This is a genomic window from Limnohabitans sp. (assembly GCF_040401495.1).
Lineage (GTDB): Bacteria > Pseudomonadota > Gammaproteobacteria > Burkholderiales > Burkholderiaceae_C > Limnohabitans.
Window position 1 is genome coordinate 1 of record NZ_JBBAOI010000041.1, and the last position, 4,355, is coordinate 4,355.

6 protein-coding genes are annotated in these 4,355 nt (G+C 49.2%); 4 read left to right on the forward strand and 2 right to left on the reverse strand.

Going from position 1 to position 4,355, the window contains the following annotated elements:
• The coding region (locus AC9UEO_RS13330; RefSeq protein ID WP_509534467.1) for a vWA domain-containing protein at window positions 1-940 on the reverse strand (940 nt) is incomplete at its 3' end.
• A 269-nt stretch (window positions 941-1,209) separates the two neighbouring features.
• Entirely contained in the window at window positions 1,210-1,827 is a 618-nt protein-coding gene (locus AC9UEO_RS13335; protein WP_509534470.1) for a SprT family zinc-dependent metalloprotease, read from the reverse strand.
• A gap of 145 nt (window positions 1,828-1,972) precedes the next feature.
• On the opposite strand from AC9UEO_RS13335, the gene AC9UEO_RS13340 reads away from it, so the two are divergent.
• The 4 genes from AC9UEO_RS13340 (at window position 1,973) to AC9UEO_RS13355 (ending at window position 4,139) form a co-directional block, all read left to right on the forward strand.
• The gene (locus AC9UEO_RS13340; RefSeq protein ID WP_509534472.1) at window positions 1,973-2,254 is read left to right on the forward strand and encodes a hypothetical protein; all 282 of its coding nucleotides are present in this window, start codon (window positions 1,973-1,975) and stop codon (window positions 2,252-2,254) included.
• Between the two features lie 9 nt (window positions 2,255-2,263).
• Window positions 2,264-2,716 carry a hypothetical protein gene (locus tag AC9UEO_RS13345; protein ID WP_509534474.1) on the forward strand — a complete coding sequence of 151 codons (453 nt, stop codon included), beginning with the start codon at window positions 2,264-2,266 and terminating at the stop codon, window positions 2,714-2,716.
• Between the two features lie 63 nt (window positions 2,717-2,779).
• Window positions 2,780-3,406, forward strand: a complete 627-nt coding sequence (locus AC9UEO_RS13350; RefSeq protein ID WP_509534476.1) for a hypothetical protein — start codon at window positions 2,780-2,782, stop codon at window positions 3,404-3,406.
• Window positions 3,407-3,611: 205 nt separating this feature from the next.
• A complete protein-coding gene (locus AC9UEO_RS13355) occupies window positions 3,612-4,139 on the forward strand; it encodes a macro domain-containing protein (RefSeq protein ID WP_509534479.1) in 528 nt (175 codons plus the stop codon).
• Window positions 4,140-4,355 lie beyond the last annotated feature (216 nt).

Sequence of the window (4,355 nt, forward strand, 5' to 3'; positions counted from 1 at the left end):
ATGTCTGCTCGACAGCAGGGAGCTGCAGCATGGCACCTGACTGTGACAGTGCATGCCCCTGCAAGTCTGTTCCAGTGATAGACACCGCCAGCAAATCGCGGAGCGTGCCGGGGGCTGTTGGGCTGATGTGCAAACGAACACCTACCCAAGTTTCAGCACCCCAAGCCAGGTCGTTCATCTTGTAAGTGCCGTCCGGGTGCTGCGGAGCAACGCTTAGCATCTCCACAATCACGCCAGGTGCGGGAATCAGCTTTAAAGCAATGCCGCGTAGGTACATGGCTTGCAGCAAGGACAGTTCTTGGTCAAAGCTGTCATACAAGTCTTCAGCGGTTTGCCCGTAGTACTGCTGACCTCCACCAGCATCTGCCATGGCAATCATCAGGTCTTCATTGAAGTCTCGTCCTAGACCTACAGTGGTGGTGCTGACGCCTTTCTCAAGCCATGCTTTGCATTCCGGCTGAATATGACTGATCCGGGTTTCACCATGGTTAGCCTGACCATCAGAGAGAAGCAACACACGAGACACGGCTCGTGATGTACCACCTTCCAGTTGCTCAGCGCCTTTGATCCAGCCGCTGAATAGGTCAGTTGAGCCGCCGCTGTGCACCATATCCACAGCTTGCTGGATAGCTGTAACGGATGACACATCGCTTAAGGGCACTATGACATCCACTTGGTCGTCATAGACCACCAAACTGAGTTGGTCCTTAGGTGTCAGGTGTGAGGCGATGTGCATGACGCAGCGCAGCGCTTCACGCAGTGGCTTGCCTTGCATGCTTCCTGAGCGGTCAACGACCAGTGCCAATCGCTTGGGTGTGTGTTCCACAACTTTGTCTGTGGGCAAATCAGGTGCTTGGACTCGGACCAGTAAATCCAGATGGCCGCCTTGGGCGGGTATGGCCGCTTTAAGCGGAGAGACGATGATGGTGGGCTGTTCCATTTTCTATTTTTCCTTTTGGGTTGATTGGAGGTGCTGACAGGCTTAATCAGCGGTAACTGATTGAAGCCACGCAGTCATGACCTCCCGACGACTGCGCTTTTGCGGAACTGGCGTTACGCCATAGTCCAACTGCATCCAGCGCTGTGTGCTGGTGACAGTGAACAGGCTCGTTTTAGGAGCCACAAGCGGGTCAAAACCCGAAACCCATTGAGTGAGAAGGATGCAAAGTTTCAGCACCCATCCACAAAACCAAATAACTGTGGGTGGCATCACATCTCCTCCCAGTTACCTAAGGCTTCCATTTCCACTTTGTCCTTGGGACAAATCGGTGGGCCATAGGTCAAAAATTTCTTCAACATAGGCACCTGATAGCCGCAGTGCTTGCACTTGGCCCTTGGGCGATCCCGCCTGGGTGCTTTTCGCATTCCTACCTTTAGGTGGCCATGTGGATATGGACCCAATGTGTCCAATAGGGATGTCAGGGTGACTTTGAGCTCAGGTCCTGCTTCAGCGCTGCGCATAGGACCTTTCATGCCCATCTTGAGTGCTATCTTCTTAAACTGTTTGCCGTGTTTGTTTTCACAGTTATCTACTGCGTGCACCAGCTCATGCACCAGGGTGTCAAGCACCTCATAGGCTGATTTCAAGGTAGGCGCTATAAAAATTTGGTTCAGCTCGTTAGATGCGCTTTTGGTCGACCAGCATTGACCTACATGGCCGCTGCGTGTTCCCGTACTGGCAAAGCCACAGGAAACTTGGCATGGCGGTACGCTGAAGCCTTTGGCAGCAAAAAGAGGACGCAGCAGTTCAACGGCTGCTAATAGCCAGGCTTCGCGGGTGGTGTGTTGTTGCATACAAAGTGAATGAGCTTGTGATGGGTTGAGCATGAGCTACCCGAAGCTCACAGTGCGAGCCCTGCACCTGTTATTGCATACAGCAAGGGTATTTAGGGGTAGAGCAATCCAAAGTTGCGCAAGCTCACAAATTGAGCCTGTACCCGCCTAGAGTCACTTCATACATAAGAGGGTGATGATGACTGACGAAATACTTTTAGAACAAATCAAAACCGCGATGCAGGGCATGGATCCCGATGCACTTGAGCATTTCGCCAAGCTCATGCCCGATTTCATGAAATGTTTCACGGATGAAAAATTGAGTGCCACTCTCATCATCAAAGAAGCCAAAGAAGAATTTGGCGATGTTCATTCCATCAATGCAAATGAATTTGAAATGAACGACATGATCTTTGGTCTTTGTGAAGTTCTCGGATTGATTGATTTCAAAAAAGCCCAACTGCCAGCTTATTTGAATTAGTTTGATGACATGACCGCCCAAGCATCAGAGAGACTGATTTACAAAGGGGAGAGGCTCAGCCTGTGCTCTGAGCCCTTAGGACCTTTTATCCAAAACAATGGTCTTGACTACAAATTTGAAGTCGCCAGTACGGCTTTATGGCGAGGATATATTGGCACTTGGACCATAGAGCAAGAGCGCCTATATCTTGTAGCTATTGATGGCAGTATCGGCATGGACAAACTGTTCCCAGGGTTTTCCGATGGCGTGTTCGCCCATTGGTATACGGGCACATTGCGATGCCCCCAAGGCGCACTGCTGAAGTATGTGCATGGAGGATTTGGAAGTGTTTATGAAGAAGACTTATTTTTTGATGTGACGAAGGGTGTGGTGACCAACGAGCGTTTGGTTCGTAATGGAACCGCAGCACCTGAAGCCTCAAAGGGTTACACATTAGCCGCAGCAACCTCAATTGGAGATTAATCATGTTCTACGCAACCATTGCACTGATTCTGAAAATTGCACTCTCTGGCAAGCGCCGTTGATATGTGGGAGTTTGTTTTCTACTGGGTAACCGTCTATCTATTGGTTGGGCTTCTGTGTGGCATATTTCTATCAGCTCACCGGTTTGTTATGGAGCATCGGCCGAAAGACTTTGTCTGGCAGCATGAAATTGCTTCTTGGTCGAGGTTCACCAGTTTGAAAAATTGGGATCGCAAAGCGGTTTTCCAAGAAGTCAAGGGCATACTGGGCTTCATGATTGCTTGGCCCTTACTTCCACCTGTCATTTTGTGGGATCTGTCTCGCCCCTACTATGAGCGGGAAATGTTTCGATTTCAAAACAATCCCGCCGATCAGTTCATGTGCCAGCGATTTCATCTGACTAGGCGAGTTACACCAGAACAGGCCGAAGCTGATAACTTGCACAACGATCCATTAGGTCGAGTGCCGTCAATACCCTTTGGACATTTGCACCCTGGGTGGTCGGCGTTTTTGTCAAAAAAGACAACAAAGCTAAACCTGTGGGAGTTTGAAATTCCTGAGGACAGGTATGAAGTACCAAAATGGTTTGACAAAAAGAAACAGAGTGGTTTCAGCGTCAGAGGCTATGCACTTGCAAGAGGAAAAAGTGTCAGGGCTGAATTCTTTACTGAATGGAACGGAAAGCAGTGACCATGAGATCAAGGGCATTTTTAGGCCATCTTTTTCTTTTCTACTTGTCGTATCACTTTCTCGCAGCTGGCCTTGTCGGTGCTGATTACTATGGCTACGAATCGTGGTGGGCTGCAATGGGTTTGATAGGAATAATAGGTCTATTCATCTACCTAGGAAAATTTATGATCTGGGTTAGATCTATCTACAGATGGTTTTTCCCGATATGAAAATTGAAGTGATGCTTGGCAATCTTGTTTCTCAACCTGACTTGATGGCTATCGTCAATTCAGCCAATGCTAATTTGAGGCTAGGCTCAGGGGTAGCTGGTGCTGTTCATAATGGTGCAGGTCCAGAGCTTGAAGAATATTGCAAACCATTTGCCCCTTTGGAGCTTGGCAATGCTTTGTTGACACCAGGGTTCAATTTGCCGAATCCATGGGTGATTCATGTTCGGGCTGCGCATTACCTTCACAACACCGAGCCAGAGCATTTCCTTGAGATGGGCTTAAATTCTGTTTTCCAACTCGCTGAAGAAAACCAAATCGAATCTATTGGCATTCCTGCCATCGGTACAGGCATGTTCAAGTTTCCTCCCATTTTTGCGGCCAGAATCAATGCCAGGGTCACACAACAGGCGCTGGCACGGACCAAGTGCATCAAGCTGGTTCGGTTTTGTGTGGCAAGTAAAGAAATGATGCAGTTGTATGCATCGGCTTTGTCGCTAGACGAAACTGGAGGGCAGGGGGAATGACACGTATCAGCGGTATGCGTGTCATAGAAACTCCGTGTTGCAAAGCGCGGTACAGCACTCCTGCTTATGGCTCTATTAACCTGACTGCCCATGAGTCCTGGACAGACGGTAGGCGAGTTGGCAGTTTGTTTGGGGGAGATGGAGGGTTGAGGCGCTGCACTTGTGGCCAGTATTTCTTGCTGCATATGTGCGACCACATCAGAACTATTCCAAAGT

Excerpts from the sequence above, each read along its gene's own strand:
- AC9UEO_RS13335 (WP_509534470.1), bottom strand. The coding sequence starts at position 1,827 with ATGCTCAACCCATCACAAGCTCATTCACTTTGTATGCAACAACACACC.
- AC9UEO_RS13340 (WP_509534472.1), top strand. The coding sequence starts at position 1,973 with ATGACTGACGAAATACTTTTAGAACAAATCAAAACCGCGATGCAGGGC.
- AC9UEO_RS13345 (WP_509534474.1), top strand. The coding sequence starts at position 2,264 with ATGACCGCCCAAGCATCAGAGAGACTGATTTACAAAGGGGAGAGGCTC.
- AC9UEO_RS13350 (WP_509534476.1), top strand. The coding sequence starts at position 2,780 with ATGTGGGAGTTTGTTTTCTACTGGGTAACCGTCTATCTATTGGTTGGG.
- AC9UEO_RS13355 (WP_509534479.1), top strand. The coding sequence starts at position 3,612 with ATGAAAATTGAAGTGATGCTTGGCAATCTTGTTTCTCAACCTGACTTG.